17 protein-coding genes and 1 pseudogene are annotated in these 11,851 nt (G+C 73.9%); 12 read left to right on the forward strand and 6 right to left on the reverse strand.

Translation table 11 applies throughout. The annotated features are described in order from the left end of the window. Window positions 1-160: 160 nt before the first annotated feature. From C569_RS34280 to C569_RS0114310, 6 genes are all read left to right on the forward strand, one after another. Window positions 161-313: a DUF664 domain-containing protein gene (locus C569_RS34280; RefSeq protein WP_018786462.1), complete on the forward strand. Its 153-nt coding sequence runs from the start codon at window positions 161-163 to the stop codon at window positions 311-313. A 75-nt stretch (window positions 314-388) separates the two neighbouring features. Beyond that, window positions 389-1,003 carry a dihydrofolate reductase family protein gene (locus C569_RS0114290; protein WP_018786463.1) on the forward strand — a complete coding sequence of 205 codons (615 nt, stop codon included), beginning with the start codon at window positions 389-391 and terminating at the stop codon, window positions 1,001-1,003. 47 nt (window positions 1,004-1,050) lie between these two features. Next, the gene (locus tag C569_RS0114295) at window positions 1,051-1,947 is read left to right on the forward strand and encodes a hypothetical protein (RefSeq protein WP_036345866.1); all 897 of its coding nucleotides are present in this window, start codon (window positions 1,051-1,053) and stop codon (window positions 1,945-1,947) included. Beyond that, window positions 1,944-2,132 carry a hypothetical protein gene (locus tag C569_RS33170; RefSeq protein ID WP_018786465.1) on the forward strand — a complete coding sequence of 63 codons (189 nt, stop codon included), beginning with the start codon at window positions 1,944-1,946 and terminating at the stop codon, window positions 2,130-2,132. Before C569_RS0114295 ends, C569_RS33170 begins: the two co-directional genes overlap by 4 nt. Window positions 2,133-2,219: 87 nt before the next feature. After that, window positions 2,220-3,164: an FAD-dependent oxidoreductase gene (locus C569_RS0114305; RefSeq protein WP_018786466.1), complete on the forward strand. Its 945-nt coding sequence runs from the start codon at window positions 2,220-2,222 to the stop codon at window positions 3,162-3,164. A gap of 55 nt (window positions 3,165-3,219) precedes the next feature. Continuing rightward, window positions 3,220-3,762, forward strand: coding sequence for a hypothetical protein (locus C569_RS0114310; protein WP_018786467.1), 543 nt, complete (start codon window positions 3,220-3,222; stop codon window positions 3,760-3,762). A 9-nt stretch (window positions 3,763-3,771) separates the two neighbouring features. Here the strand turns inward: C569_RS0114310 and C569_RS0114315 are convergent, their stop codons facing one another. Continuing rightward, the gene (locus tag C569_RS0114315; protein ID WP_196806728.1) at window positions 3,772-4,056 is read right to left on the reverse strand and encodes a hypothetical protein; all 285 of its coding nucleotides are present in this window, start codon (window positions 4,054-4,056) and stop codon (window positions 3,772-3,774) included. Window positions 4,057-4,122: 66 nt separating this feature from the next. Here C569_RS0114315 and C569_RS0114320 point away from each other — a divergent pair, with 66 nt between their 5' ends. Next, the gene (locus C569_RS0114320) at window positions 4,123-4,311 is read left to right on the forward strand and encodes a hypothetical protein (RefSeq protein WP_018786469.1); all 189 of its coding nucleotides are present in this window, start codon (window positions 4,123-4,125) and stop codon (window positions 4,309-4,311) included. Between the two features lie 40 nt (window positions 4,312-4,351). Here C569_RS0114320 and C569_RS0114325 read toward each other — a convergent pair whose 3' ends face one another. Continuing rightward, entirely contained in the window at window positions 4,352-5,056 is a 705-nt protein-coding gene (locus C569_RS0114325; RefSeq protein ID WP_018786470.1) for a hypothetical protein, read from the reverse strand. Between the two features lie 166 nt (window positions 5,057-5,222). Here C569_RS0114325 and C569_RS0114330 point away from each other — a divergent pair, with 166 nt between their 5' ends. From C569_RS0114330 to surE, 3 genes are read left to right on the forward strand one after another with little or no spacing between them, the layout of a single operon-like run. Continuing rightward, window positions 5,223-5,435 (forward strand): hypothetical protein, encoded by a 213-nt coding sequence (locus C569_RS0114330; protein ID WP_018786471.1) that lies wholly within the window; start codon window positions 5,223-5,225, stop codon window positions 5,433-5,435. A 56-nt stretch (window positions 5,436-5,491) separates the two neighbouring features. Further along, window positions 5,492-6,418, forward strand: a complete 927-nt coding sequence (locus C569_RS0114335; protein WP_036345869.1) for a 1-phosphofructokinase family hexose kinase — start codon at window positions 5,492-5,494, stop codon at window positions 6,416-6,418. After that, window positions 6,408-7,238: a 5'/3'-nucleotidase SurE gene (gene surE, locus C569_RS0114340; RefSeq protein WP_018786473.1), complete on the forward strand. Its 831-nt coding sequence runs from the start codon at window positions 6,408-6,410 to the stop codon at window positions 7,236-7,238. Before C569_RS0114335 ends, surE begins: the two co-directional genes overlap by 11 nt. A gap of 48 nt (window positions 7,239-7,286) precedes the next feature. On the opposite strand, the gene C569_RS34285 is transcribed toward surE, so the two are convergent. The 3 genes from C569_RS34285 to C569_RS0114355 form a co-directional block, all read right to left on the reverse strand. Further along, window positions 7,287-8,228, reverse strand: coding sequence for a hypothetical protein (locus C569_RS34285; protein ID WP_231394794.1), 942 nt, complete (start codon window positions 8,226-8,228; stop codon window positions 7,287-7,289). 55 nt (window positions 8,229-8,283) lie between these two features. Continuing rightward, window positions 8,284-8,595: a hypothetical protein gene (locus C569_RS33730; protein WP_196806729.1), complete on the reverse strand. Its 312-nt coding sequence runs from the start codon at window positions 8,593-8,595 to the stop codon at window positions 8,284-8,286. Between the two features lie 87 nt (window positions 8,596-8,682). Beyond that, a complete protein-coding gene (locus C569_RS0114355; RefSeq protein WP_018786476.1) occupies window positions 8,683-9,510 on the reverse strand; it encodes an alpha/beta fold hydrolase in 828 nt (275 codons plus the stop codon). A 95-nt stretch (window positions 9,511-9,605) separates the two neighbouring features. Between C569_RS0114355 and C569_RS0114360 the strand changes: the two genes are divergently transcribed. Beyond that, window positions 9,606-10,640, forward strand: coding sequence for a sigma-70 family RNA polymerase sigma factor (locus C569_RS0114360; protein ID WP_026268142.1), 1,035 nt, complete (start codon window positions 9,606-9,608; stop codon window positions 10,638-10,640). Window positions 10,641-10,670: 30 nt separating this feature from the next. Here the strand turns inward: C569_RS0114360 and C569_RS35055 are convergent. Beyond that, window positions 10,671-11,186, reverse strand: a pseudogene (locus tag C569_RS35055) (hypothetical protein); the annotation flags it as partial. On the opposite strand from C569_RS35055, the gene C569_RS0114365 reads away from it, so the two are divergent. After that, a complete protein-coding gene (locus tag C569_RS0114365; RefSeq protein WP_026268143.1) occupies window positions 11,155-11,646 on the forward strand; it encodes a winged helix family transcriptional regulator in 492 nt (163 codons plus the stop codon). The pseudogene C569_RS35055 and the gene C569_RS0114365 sit on opposite strands and share 32 nt — an antisense overlap. Window positions 11,647-11,851 lie beyond the last annotated feature (205 nt).

An 11,851-nucleotide genomic window follows, 5' to 3' on the forward strand; every position in this document is an offset into this window, starting at 1 on the left:
CCGGCCGCCGCGCCCCCACGGATCTCGCCGGCTGCCTATGCTTCGGCGATGGGTGACGCGAGCGCCGAGACCGAGGCCGGGGCGCCGCTGGCCGTTCTCGAACGGAACCGGCGGACCTTCGCCTGGAAGACCGACGGGCTCGACGACGGACCTGCGCACGGTGACCGCCGCGAGCACCATGACACCCGGCGGCCTGATCGCGCACATGGCCCTGGTCGAGGCGGACTGGCTGGCCGTGACGACGGCCGGTGAGGGTTACGGGCCGCCGTGGGAGGGCGTCGACGTCGACGCCGAGCCCGACTGGAGCCGGTGACGTCGTAGCGGGCCGATGAGTTCGACCCGGTACGGCGGTCAACCCGTCGAACCTCACCGCAGAAGGAGCACCGCGATGGCCACTGTCATCTCCACACTGTTCATCTCGGCCGACGGTGTCGCCGAGATCGACCCCGACTGGCACTTCCCGTACTTCGACGACAACATGGGCCGCGCCGTCGGCGAGGACTACGACACCTCGGACGTGCTGCTGATCGGGCGCGAGACGTACGACAGCTTCGCCGGTGCCTGGCCGGACCGGGAGGCCGCCGGTGGTGAGGACGCGCCGTTCGCCAAGCAGCTCGGCGACATGCGCAAGGTCGTCGTCTCGCGCCAGCCGCTGGAGTTCTCCTGGCGCAACTCGGAGCTGATCCAGGGCGACCTGGTGGACGCCGTGCGCGCGCTCAAGGCCGACAGCGGCGTCAAGGGCATCCTCATCCCCGGCTCGATCTCGGTGGTGCAGCAGCTGCTCGCCGCGGGTCTGGTGGACGAGCTGCGGCTGCTGGTGCACCCGGTGGCCGCCCGCAAGGGCCGCCGGCTGTTCGACGAGGGCGACGCGCCCTACCACCTGCGGGTGGCCGCGACGGAGGCGTACCCGAGCGGTGTGCTCCGGGTGATCTACACCCCGGCGCCGGCGCCGGGTGCGGTCGGCTACGACGACGTCAAGGACCAGGTGCCGGCCGGCAGCTGACGATCACGGGGCGGCGGCGGGCCGGTGTGTCGTGCAAGAATCCGCCGGTGCGTCGGGCTCCGCTGCTGCTGATCCTCGCGGCGGTGTCCGCCGTCGCCCACGTCGTCGGCGTCCTGGTGGCCGCCCCGCTCTGGCGCGGTGCCGAGGTGCTGAGCCTGGCGCTGCTGCTCGCGTACGCCGTCGCCGCCGGACTGCCGGCTCCGCGCTGGGCGGTGCCGGTGGGGTTCGTACCGCTGATCGTGGACGCGGTCCGCACCATGCCGGCCGAGCCGGGCGCCGGGGATTTCGGCTGGGTGGTGTACGGCGGCGGCGACAGCGCCTTCGACCGTACGGCCGGCTTCGACGCGGCGCTCGACGGGAGCTGGGCGACGCTGGCCGCGGTGGCGGTGCTGCTGGTCGCGTTCCGTGGCCGCGGACGGCGCCGGCACCTGATCGCCGCGGCGGTCGCCGCCGCCCCCGTCGTCGGGTACGCGGCAGTCCGGGTCACCGACATCGGCACCGCCGTCGCCGCGAGCACCCGGGTCGTGGAGGTCCGCACCGGGACCACGCTGACCCGGGTGGGCGGCCCGGGGCACGACCAGGCCGATGTCGTGCCCGCGCTCGTCCTCGCGGTGCTGCCGCCGCTGGCGCTCGCACTCGCCGCACTGGCACTCGCCGTGCTGCTCGCCGGGCGGGGCCGGCGGCTCGCCGCGACCGGCGCGGCACTGCTGGCGGTGCTCGCCCTGCCGCTGCTGGACGCCGGCATCGGGGCGGTGCCGCTGCCCTATCCGGTCGACAGCACCGCCCTGTTCGCCTGGTACGCAGTCACACCCACCCGGATGCTGCCGCAGCCCGTACCTGCCCTCACGGCGGTGGTGGAGCTGGCCGCGTACCTGCTGCTCGTCGCGGGCCTGACCGGCGCGGACCGCGCCGCACCGGCGGTGCCCGCGTCGGTGGCCGAATGACGCGTCCGTCTCGGCGGGAGTACCTCCTGCAACTGTTCCGCAACTGCGACATGTCCGCGACCTGCGGGGCAGGGTCGGTCCGCAGCCCGCAGCCCGCAGCCCGCAGCCCGCCGATCGCCGCGTTGACGGCGGTGACGATGTGCGCGGTCAGCTCCTCGGAGCCGAGCCGCATCAGCCGTGGCTAGCCCGTGTGCTGCCCCGTCTTGGACAACGGCTACGCCGGGCGGCGACGATCGGCGGGACGACGACGGTACGGGCGACGGGAGCGGATCATGACGAAGGCGGACGTGGTGGTGGTCGGCGGCGGCGTGGTCGGCCTGACGACGGCGCTCACGCTCCAGCGGCGGGGCGCACACGTCACAGTGCTGACCGCCCACGACCCGGCGGACACGGTGTCGACGGTGGCCGCCGCAGTCTGGTACCCGAGCCACACCGAGGCGGATCCCCGGGTGCTGCGCTGGGCCCGGGACACCCACGCCGAGCTGCGCCGCCAGGCCGCCGACGGCGTGCCGGGGGTGGTCGACCGGCCCACCCGGATGTGGTTGCGCCACCGCTACGCCGGGCCGCCCTGGTGGGCCGACGCCTGCGGCGACCTGACGGCGGAGCCGGCCCAGCCGCCGTACACCGCGCTGCTGCGGTTCACCGCCCCGTCGGTGGAGATGTCCAGCTACCTCGCCTGGCTGCGGCAGCGCCTAAAGGCGGGCGGGGGCCGGATCGTGCGCCGTGCGCTGGCCGCGCTCGCCGAGGCGTACGAGGTCGCGCCGGTCGTGGTGAACGCGACCGGACTGGCCGCCGGCCGCCTCGCCGCCGACCCGGCCGTGTTCCCGGCGCGCGGGCACGTCCTGCTGGTGGCGAACCCGGGCCTGACCGTGTCGGTGCGCGACGAGGACGACCCGGCCGGCGTCACGTATGTGCACCCGCGCCGGCACGACGTCGTGCTCGGCGGCACCTACCAGGCGGGAGTCGGGCACACCCGCCCCGACCTGGAGGAGGCGGCGGCGATCCGGCGCCGGTGTGTGGCGCTGGTGCCGCAGCTCGCGGACGCGCCGCTGCTGGGGGAGCGGATCGGGCTGCGGCCCGCCCGGCACGGCGGCCCCCGGGTCGAGGTGGACCCGGCGGACCGGCGGCTCGTGCACGCGTACGGACACGGCGGGGCCGGGGTGACGCTGTCCTGGGGTTGCGCCGCCGAGGTGGCCGAACTGGCCCTGAGCGTCTGACCGTCCCGGCGCTGTCGGCCCACCGCCGGAGCGCGCGGGCGGTAACCTCGGGCCGGTGTCCGCCCGCCGTGCCGCACTGTCCGCTCTGGTCGCCCTGATCTTCGTCCACATCGGCTGCACGGTGGTCGCGCTCGCGGCCTACAGCCACCGGATCGGCCTGGTGACCCACGACGGCTCCGGTTTCCTGGTGGAGTTGCTCGACGCCGTGGTGCCCCTGCGTGACCTGCTGCCCGCCGTGCTCTGGCTGCTGCCGGTCACGTTGCTCGTCACGTTCGCGGCCCTCGGCCGGTGGGCCGCCCGGCGGATCGTGCGCCCAGGCGACGAGCGGCTACCGGCGGCGGCGTGGACCGCCGGCATCGCCGCGGTGGTGCTCAACCCGCTCGCGGCCGTCCGCTACGCGTCCGCCACGGCCGGGGGCGGCGAACACATGCGTACGGTGCAGGTGGAGACCACCCTGCTGGTGCTCGCCGCGGCGGCGGCCACCACGATCGGCGCGCTCGCCGTCGCCGGGTTCGTCCGGCGCTCCGACACGGTGAGCCCGGCGTCCCGGCGGGTGCGGGTGGACGACTGGTCCGCGGACGCGGCGGGACGGGAGTGACCTGCTCGCTCAGAGGTGTCTCGTCCACGCGACGAACCGGTGGAACAGTTCGTCGGGGCGAGGGCCCGGATCGAGGTTGAGTCTCAGCAGGTCGGCGGTGGCGTCGAACAGGCAGCCAGCCATGTAGATCGACAGCGCCACCCGGTCGCGGCGGTACTCCAGCAGCAACAGCAGGCGCGCGGGCTGACACGGCCACGGGCCGGCGCAGACCCGGCACAGCCACAGCGGCCGGATCGCCACGTGCGGCCGGATCGCTCTGGGTGGGCGGCCCTGGGTCGGCGAGGGAGTCGGCATACCCATACGGTGACCGAGGCGTTGACTTGAGTCAAGGAGCCAGGGCAACTGTCTAGCGTCCGACCTATGGAGCTGGTGGGCGCAGCCGAGATCCGCGTGATGCTGGGTGGCATCAGCAAGCAGCGCGTCTACGTGATCACCAGTCACCGCAACTTCCCGGAGCCGGTGGCTGACCTGGTGCAGGGCAAGGTCTGGCTGAAGTCGGACGTGCAGAAATGGATCAAGGAGCACCGGCCCGAGCTGGCGGCTGACTGATCAGGTTCGCATGCGCGGGCACTCCGCCTGTGCGCCGCGGTCACCGCTCCAGCACGGTGAGCCATTCGGCGGCGCGTGGACGGTATCCGTGCAGTTCGAAGAGCCCGCGCACGATCGCCGGCACGTGCCCGGCGCCGTACACGACAGCCACGTCGATGCGTTCCGCCGACCGGGAACGGATCAGCTCGGACAACGCGGCGAGCAGCCGCTCGTCGCGTTCGCCGCCGAGCGCGCGCTCGGTGTGCTCGGTGAACTCGTGGTCGGCGTACCGCTCGTCGGTGGCCGACGGCAGGTCGTTCACCTCGACCTCGGGCGAGAGCAGGCGCTGGGTGCCGCCGAAGAACTGCATCACCGTCACGAACGGGATTACCAGCCGCATCTGGAGGCGGTACCGCAGCGGCATCGCCCGCCAGCCCTGGGCGAACTCCTGCGCCGACACGTCCGGGTTGAGCGCCTCGACGCCGAGAGACGCGTACGGAATGGGGTCTGTCACCAGGCCGGAGCGCCGGTTGGCCGGCATGATCCGGTAGGTGAGTGTCAACGCCGAGCCGACCGCCGACCGGCCGCTGACGCCCTCGACGACGAGCAGGTCGCATTCGCGGAGCCGTTTCGTGACCGCCGCGTAGAACCCCGGGCTCGCCACGTGGAGCATCGGGAACACCAGGAACTCCACCCGGTTGCCGGGCCGGCGTAGGCGGAGCACGGCGGAGCGGGTGCCGACGATGCTGTGTTCGATGATCTGCATGCCTGCCCCCGTGGCATCGGCTGCTGTTATCGGCAGGGTAGGGCTGCCCGGCAAACCGTCCCGCGGACCGGTCAGGAATCGAGAAGCCTCGGGCGGGCGCCCGGACCTAGCGTTTCCGGCACGGGCCTCCCCGCCGGGGAGGCCACCGGGGAAAGGTCGTCGACCCATGGACACGCGCATCCGCCAGCTGCACCGCTGGTTCTCCGTCGCCTTCACCGTGACTGTCGTGATCACCTTCGTCGCGCTGGCCCGGAAGGACCCGATCGTGTGGGTCTCCTACGTGCCGCTGCTTCCGCTCGCCCTGCTCCTGATCAGCGGCCTCTACCTGTTCGCGCTGCCGTACCTGCGGCGCCGCCGTACCGCCGCGCGGCCGCGCTGAGCTGGGGATTACCGGGGCCGGTCAGCGGGCATCACCGACGAATGGACCACAAGGTGATGGTGTTCGCCCCGGCCCCGCTGCTGACGGTGACCATCGAGCAGCAGGGCGAGGCGACCGAGTTGCATCTGCACCCGGGCGGGCAGGGGGTGTGGCAGACCCGGATGATCGCCGCGCTCGGCGTACCGGTGACCCTGTGCGTGGGCCTCGGGGGCGAGGTGGGCGACGCGGTCCGCAAGCTGCTCGATGACGAGGACGTCACGGTCCGGGTGGTGCGTCGGGAATCCGGCACCGGCTGGTACGTGCACGACCGGCGCGACGGCGAGCGGACCGAGATCGCCGAGCACCCGGGCGCGCCGATGGTGCGGCACGACATCGACGAGCTGTACACGGTCGCGCTCACCGAAGGGCTGCGCGCCCCGGTCAGCGTGCTCAGCGGGCCGGCCGACCCGTGCGTGGTGGACCCGGATATCTACCGCCGCCTCGCCGCCGACCTGAGCGCCAACGACGGGACGGTGGTGGCCGACCTGTCCGGGCCGTACCTGGAGGCGGTACTCGACGGCGGTGTGGCAGTGCTGAAGGTCAGCCACGAGGAGCTGCTCGACGACGGCCTGGCCAAGGACGACAGCGTGGCGGCGCTGCGCGACGCCGGCCGCCGATGCCAGGAACGCGGCGCGCGCACGGTGCTGATCAGCCGCGCCGGGGAGCCCGCGCTGGCGCTGCCGGAGGACGGCGAGCCGTTGCTCGTGCACGCCCCGCCGCTGGAGCTGGCCGACCATCGGGGCGCCGGTGACTCGATGACCGCCGGGGTGGCAGCGGTGCTGGCCCGGGGCGGTGACCTGCGGGAGGCGCTGCACATCGGCGCTGCCGCCGGCGCGCTGAACGTGACCCGGCACGGGCTGGGCACCGGCCGGGCGGAGGCGGTGCGGGAACTGGCCGCCCGGGTCCGGCTGACCCGACTGGACGGTGGCGACGATGACAGCTGACCGGCCGCCCCGGATCCTGGTGACGAACGACGACGGCGTGCACGCTCCCGGCATCCGCGCGCTGGCCCGGGCCGCGTACGAGCGTGGCATGGACGTGGTGGTCGCGGCGCCGGAGGCCGAGGCGAGCGGGATGAGCGCGGCGCTGTCCGCGGTGACCGAGGACGGCCGGCTGGTGTTCCGCGGGACCGAGCTGGACGGGCTGCCCGGCGTGCCCGCGTACGCGGTGGCCGCCTCCCCGGCGTACATCGCGATCCTGGCCGGGCTCGGGGTGTTCGGGCCGGTACCGGACCTGCTGCTGTCCGGCATCAACCGGGGTGCCAACGCGGGCCACGCGGTCCTGCACTCCGGCACCGTCGGCGCGGCGCTGACCGCCGGCAACAACGGCATCCGCGCGCTCGCCGTGTCGCTCGACGTGCTCACCCCGGCGCAGGCGAGCGTCGGTAGCGGTGGCGCGGCGATCGCGGTGCTCGACAGCGTGGACGACGAGTCCCGCCACTGGTCGACGGCCGCCGAGCTGGCCGGGACGCTGCTGCCCTGGCTGGCCGGCGCGGACCCGGGAACGGTGCTCAACCTCAACGTGCCCGACCTGCCGGCCGATCAGGTGGCCGGGCTGCGCCAGGCGACCCTGGCGCCGTTCGGTCAGGTACAGGTGTCGGTCGCCGAGCGCGGTGAGGGCTTCGTGCGTACGGCGGTGGAGGAGAACGCGGTCCGCGCGGTCCCCGGCACCGACATCGCCTGGCTGGCCGACGGGTACGCGGCGGTGACCGCGGTCCGGGCGCTCGGGCACCTGCCCGAGGTGGAGTTGCCGGTCGACGGCTGAGGACGGGTCCGCCCCGCCACCGTCGCAGCGGTGGCGGGGCGGAGAGTGTCACTCGCCGGCGGCGCGCTTGCGGTCGGCCTCGGCGTCGGCGGCGCCGACCGGGGTGCCGTCGCTGTCCCGGTCGGCCCGGGACAGGTCCACGTCGGCGCCGGCCCGGGCGGCGTCCGCAGCCGCGTCGTCAGCGCCGACGACCTCGCCGCCGCCGGTTTCCTCATCGTCCGGGACCAGCCGCCCGGCGGCGGCCAGCCCGATCGGTGCGTACCTGGGGTCGGTCATCTCGTCCTCCTCACCGGTGCTCCTGCTCTCGCGGTACCCCGGGACGGGGCGCGGCACACGCCGGCCGGCCGACAGCAGCAGCCCGGCGGCGGCCAGGATCACCCCGGCGCCGGCCGCGTACCCGGGCACCCCGGTCGGAATGCCCAGATGAACGGTGATGCCGAGGATCCGGGACAACCCCCACGGCAGCAGCGCCATCTGGTCGTTCCACACGGTCAGCGCGCGTTCCGCGCCGGCCCACGCGACCAGCCCGCCGAGCACCGCGAGTGGCATCCCGGCGGCGGGGAGCCCGCCGACGGTCCGCTCCAGGTACCTCTCCAGCGGCGGCGAGACCGCGAGCATGTCGGTGAGCAGGAAGACCCGCAGGCCCATCCCGTCGGCGTACCGGAAGACCGGGCCGAACGCCGCGACCATCGCTCGCGCCCGGTCGACGTGCGGGTCCCCGGCCGGGTAGACCGCGTTCCCGTCGCCCACCCCGGCGAACGTGACGTACTCCAGGAAGCCGGGCACCACGACGCCGTTGTAGCCCCGCGCGACCGCGTGGTCGACGAACTGCCGGAACTGCGTGTCGATGCGGGCCACCGCGGCGGTGTCCACCCACGGCGCCCGGGGCAGCAGCGCCGGGGTGACCACGTCGGCGTTCAGGCTGTAGTCGTCGCCGGTCGCGAACGCCGCCGGGTCCGCCTCACGGCCGACCGAGCCGGCATCGGTCAACCGCAGCCCCAGCCTGGGCGTGACCGGCTGGCCCGCCTCCGCCGCCGGTAGCACCTCAGCGCCCGAACGGATCCGGTCGGCCAGCCGGTAGCCCGGCCGTGACGCCCGCGAGGTCGCCGGTGACGGTCAGCGCGGCCGGGCCGGCGTCGATCCGGTACGACTCGGCGGCGCCGCCGGGGCGCAGGTCCGCCCGCAACGTGGTCACCGTCGACAGGTCCGGTCCGTACCGCCGGTCCGCGGCCGGGCTGTTTCCGTCCGGTTCGGTTGGGGGCGGGGCGGGGCGGGGCCGGGCTGTGGTGGCGGGCGGCGTCCGAGGTGGCGTGACAGTGGGGCGGGGACGGCCCCGGGCGACGAGCGCATCGGCCACGGCTCTTGGACTTGCGGCGCCTGGGGTGTCCACCATGCCGCTCTGGCCTGGCGCCACAACTGCCTGATCGACGGAGGCGTGGTCCGGTCAGCGGTCCCGGTCGAGGAAGCCCAGTGTGACCGCGGCGAACAGCGGCGACCGGTCGATGTCGTAGTGGGTCAGGCCGGGCAGGACAGCCAGCGCGTGCCCACCCGCCGGCCGGCCCTCACCCGCCCAGCCGCCGTCGCGCCGCCCGCCGTCGAGCAGCCCGAACACCTCGACGAAGTGGCTCGGCGGGGCCATGTCCGCGTCCGCGGCCACGATGAGCGTCGGCACCCGCAGGGCACGGACCTGCTCGGTGAGGTCGAAGTCCTTCCGCATCGCCGCGCCGATCTTGTCGAGCAGCCGGGGGAAGTCCTCCGGACGCGGCGCGACCCGCTGGTACAGCTCGTACATCGGGGTGTCCTTCATGTACTCGGCCGCCGCGGCGCCGACCTGGCCCTGCTGCGCCAGCATCTCCGGGTACACCGCGTCGCGGCGGATGTGCGCGGACGCGGCCACCAGCCGGCCGACCTTGCCCGGGTGCCGGAAAGCGGTGTGCAGGGCGACGCCGCCGCCGAGGGAGTAACCGACCACGTCCGGCCGGTCCAGCCCGAGGTGATCGATCAGCGCGGCGACGTCGTCGGCCATCAGCGCCATGTCGAGCGGCCGGTCCACGTCGGCGGTGCGGCCGTGCCCCTGCAGGTCCACCAGGATCACCTGGTGCTTCGCGGTGAGCGCGGGCAGGATCGGCGCGAACATCTCACCCGAGGTGAGACCGCCGTGCAGCAGGACCATCGGCCGGCCTTCGCCGTGCGTCTCGTAGTAGAGGTGGACGCCGTTGACGTCGGCGTACCGCCCCGGGGCGCGGGTCTCGTCGCGCTGTGCAGTGGTCATCGGTGCTCCTCGGACGTGGTGACCTGACCACTGTCGGACCGGGTGGGCGGGGCGGATTCATCGGTGCGGGCCCGGCGTACTCGCGTTCAGGCAGCATGTGGGCTAGTTTCAGCCAGGTGAGCGAGGTGGCGAGCGTCCCCGTCGAGGCGCAACTCGAGGCGTACCGGTCGGAGCTGACCGGCTACTGCTACCGGATGCTGGGTTCGGCCTTCGAGGCCGAGGACGCGGTGCAGGACACGTTCGTCCGGGCCTGGCGCAACTTCGACAAGTTCGAGGGGCGGTCCGCGCTGCGCACCTGGCTCTACCGGATCGCGACGAACGTCTGCCTCACCATGTCCACCAGCGCCCAGCGGCGGATCCGGCCGATGGACCTCGGCCCGGCGGGCAGCGGTACCGCCACCCACCCCGGTGAGCCGCGACCGGAGCAGATCTGGCTCGGCCCGGCGCCCGACGACCGGGTGCTGCCCGAGGTCGCCGACCCGGCCGAGGTGGTCGCCGGCCGGGAGTCGGTCCGGCTGGCGTTCGTCGCGGCGTTGCAGCACCTGCCGCCGAAGCAGCGGGCTGTGCTGATCCTGCGCGAGGTGCTGGCCTGGTCGGCCCAGGAGGTCGCCGACCTGCTCGACACGTCGGTGGCGAGCGTCAACAGCGCGCTGCAACGGGCGCGCGCCACCCTCGCCTCGGCCGACACCGAGGCCGAGGTCCGCCGGCCGCTCGACAGCGAGCAGCAGGCACTGCTCGCCCGTTACGTGCGTGCCTTCGAGGCGTACGACCTGACGGCGCTCACCGCGCTGCTGCACGAGGACGCGACGCTGTCGATGCCGCCGCTGCCGCTGTGGCTGCGCGGCCCCGAGCACATCGCGGCGTGGATGTCCGGCACCGGTAGCGGCTGCCGCGGCTCCCGCCTGGTGCCGACCGCCGCCAACGGCATGCCCGCGTTCGGCCACTACCGGCGCGACCCGGACGGCTCAGGCCACGTGCCCTGGGCGCTGATCGTGGTCGGCGTCTCCGGCGGCCGGATCACCTCGCTCAACAACTTCCTCGACGTCGACCGCCTGTTCCCGCTGTTCGGGCTGCCGGACCGGCTCGAGGAGGGCTCCGGCCAGCCCGAGCAGGCCCGCGAGTTCGCGTAGGTCGTCGCCCGCGCCGCGTACCTCCAGCCGCCAGCCGAACCTCCGCGCGGTCAGGCGCATCCGCGCCAGCACCTCGACCGTGACCAGGTCGGGCGCGGTCACCGCGGACACGTCGCACACCACCACGCCCCGGTCGTGGCCGCGCAACGCCTCGGCCAGTTCGGCGCAGCGGGCCGCGATGTCCGTGCGGGTCGGCGTCCCGTCGGCCAGGCAGAGCATGTGGGTGATCACACGCATTGGACCGCCGTACGCCCCGGCTCTCATCGGTCCGCGCGCATCGGCGCATCGGCGCATCTCGCCTCGAACAACCGTGTTGCAACCAGTTACATCGACGTTAACTGCTATACCAATCATCGGTGCTCGGCTATATGATTCCGGTAGTTCACCCCGAAGCCTCACGAAACTGCAGCTCCCGCACCCCTCGGGTCGAACTCCGCAAGCCAGGTGCCTCCGCAACGTCGTGCCTGGCGACCGCCCGGCGTTGTGGTTCGGCCTGCCGGAAAGGTGGGAACGGATGACAGGGCTCCCGTCCTTGGTCATCGGCATCGCGTCCTCGTCGGCCGAGCGCCGGCAGCTCGCCCAACTGCTCGGCGGCACCGAGTCGTTCCTGATCGTCTCCAGTGCCCATCAGGCCCGCCGCTTCCTCGACCTGGTACGCCGGCCCGCGCTCGCCCCGGCGCCGCACCGGCCCTCCGTCGACGAGGTGCCGGCCGAACCGTCCGCACGGGAACTGGCCGTCGACTCCGACCGGCGGGTGCTGCGCTGGCGGGAGCGGGAGATCGGGTTGACGCCGCTTGAGCACGACCTGCTCGTCTGCCTCACCGGTACGCCCGGCCAGGTGTGGACGTACGCCCGGCTGCACCGCGCCGTTTGGGGCAACGACCACCTCGGGCGGGGCTCGGACATGCATTCCGTGGTCCGTCGCCTCCGCCGCAAGCTGGGCCGTCTCGACGCCCCCGCCACCATCCACGCCGTAAGAGGCGTAGGTTTCCGCCTCACCCCGTAACCCCGCCCCGCCCCGCCGCCCGCCCCGCCCCGCCGCCCGCCCCGCCCCGGCGATCTTGCAGTTCCGGCCCCCGGGACGCCCCTGTAGGAAAGGGCCCCGATGGGGGCCGTCTGATACCAAGATCTCGTCGGGAGCCGATCGACAAGAGTGGGACGGCCCGCCCGGTGCGTTCGCGCCGGGCGGGCCGCTCCTAGCCGCATGCTGC

Source organism: Micromonospora sp. CNB394 (assembly GCF_000374985.1).
Classification (GTDB): Bacteria; Actinomycetota; Actinomycetes; order Mycobacteriales; family Micromonosporaceae; genus Micromonospora; species Micromonospora marina.

Coding starts and splice junctions, on each gene's coding strand:
- C569_RS0114290 (WP_018786463.1), top strand. CDS start 389: ATGGCCACTGTCATCTCCACACTGTTCATCTCGGCCGACGGTGTCGCC.
- C569_RS33170 (WP_018786465.1), top strand. CDS start 1,944: ATGACGCGTCCGTCTCGGCGGGAGTACCTCCTGCAACTGTTCCGCAAC.
- C569_RS0114305 (WP_018786466.1), top strand. CDS start 2,220: ATGACGAAGGCGGACGTGGTGGTGGTCGGCGGCGGCGTGGTCGGCCTG.
- C569_RS0114315 (WP_196806728.1), bottom strand. CDS start 4,056: ATGCCGACTCCCTCGCCGACCCAGGGCCGCCCACCCAGAGCGATCCGG.
- C569_RS0114320 (WP_018786469.1), top strand. CDS start 4,123: ATGGAGCTGGTGGGCGCAGCCGAGATCCGCGTGATGCTGGGTGGCATC.
- C569_RS0114325 (WP_018786470.1), bottom strand. CDS start 5,056: ATGCAGATCATCGAACACAGCATCGTCGGCACCCGCTCCGCCGTGCTC.
- C569_RS0114330 (WP_018786471.1), top strand. CDS start 5,223: ATGGACACGCGCATCCGCCAGCTGCACCGCTGGTTCTCCGTCGCCTTC.
- C569_RS0114335 (WP_036345869.1), top strand. CDS start 5,492: ATGGTGTTCGCCCCGGCCCCGCTGCTGACGGTGACCATCGAGCAGCAG.
- surE (WP_018786473.1), top strand. CDS start 6,408: ATGACAGCTGACCGGCCGCCCCGGATCCTGGTGACGAACGACGACGGC.
- C569_RS0114355 (WP_018786476.1), bottom strand. CDS start 9,510: ATGACCACTGCACAGCGCGACGAGACCCGCGCCCCGGGGCGGTACGCC.
- C569_RS0114360 (WP_026268142.1), top strand. CDS start 9,606: ATGTGGGCTAGTTTCAGCCAGGTGAGCGAGGTGGCGAGCGTCCCCGTC.
- C569_RS0114365 (WP_026268143.1), top strand. CDS start 11,155: ATGACAGGGCTCCCGTCCTTGGTCATCGGCATCGCGTCCTCGTCGGCC.